The sequence below is a fragment of the Nitratidesulfovibrio liaohensis genome (assembly GCF_011682075.1).
Lineage (GTDB): Bacteria > Desulfobacterota > Desulfovibrionia > Desulfovibrionales > Desulfovibrionaceae > Cupidesulfovibrio > Cupidesulfovibrio liaohensis.
In genome coordinates this window covers 1-786 of record NZ_VSMK01000691.1, presented here as the reverse complement: position 1 = coordinate 786, position 786 = coordinate 1, and the positions used below count along the sequence as shown (strand labels likewise).

Here is a 786-nt window from a genome sequence, read left to right as displayed (position 1 = left end):
CGCCTGCCCGGCATCGCACGGGGTGCCGCAGGTGGTGGCGCAGGGCGATGCCCCGGTCTCGGCAGCGGGTTTGGGGCCGGGCTTTGCGCCGGTGCCGGGCGCGCCCTTGGGCACGATGGTCACGGCTTCGGAAGAATGGTCCAGCACGCCGCGCGCAATGTGCAGCATCAGGCCGTTTACCTCCAGCCCGGCGATGTCCGCCGCCTGCTGCAAGGTGGCCACCCGGCCCAGCGTGTTGCGCAGAAGCGGGTTTTTCAACTTGGCGAAGGCGGGCGCAAAGTCGGCCAGCACGTCGATGAGGTAGGGGTGCTCGGAGACAAGATCGTGTATGGACGTGGACGGGGCGAGATGCATGGGGCCTCCCGTGGGGGTTCGTGGGTGCGTCGTGCGCCCGGTGCGGCAACGGTCTGTGGCCGGAAACGCATGGCCGGTCGTGCCATCAGGGTAGGACAGGGCGCGGCCATGTGCCGTGACGGGCGTCACGAAGGACAGCATACCACGGATGTTTCCGGAACGGCAGGGGGGCGGGGCGCACGGCGGTGACGGGAGGCTGCTATGCGCGGTACGGTCTGCTTCGTGCTGCCCGTCGGTCATCCCGCGCGCGCCCGCGCACTGGACAAAATCCCTCCGGTCTGCAAAAGCACAAGGGCCGCGCTTCGTCGGCATATCCCCGAACACGGCAATGGAGCCGTTTCCGCACGCCAGTGCCGGGCCGCCCGCGCGGCGCCCCGCACAGCATGCGACTCCGCGACTCCGCGATTGGCGCGCCCCATGCGCGGTGCGCCC

General features: G+C 70.2%; 1 protein-coding gene. It reads right to left on the bottom strand.

Features of this window, described 5'->3' with window-relative positions:
• Positions 1 to 354: DUF1858 domain-containing protein (locus FVW27_RS17800; protein ID WP_243838555.1), on the bottom strand; the 354-nt coding region annotated here is incomplete at its 3' end.
• Positions 355 to 786 lie beyond the last annotated feature (432 nt).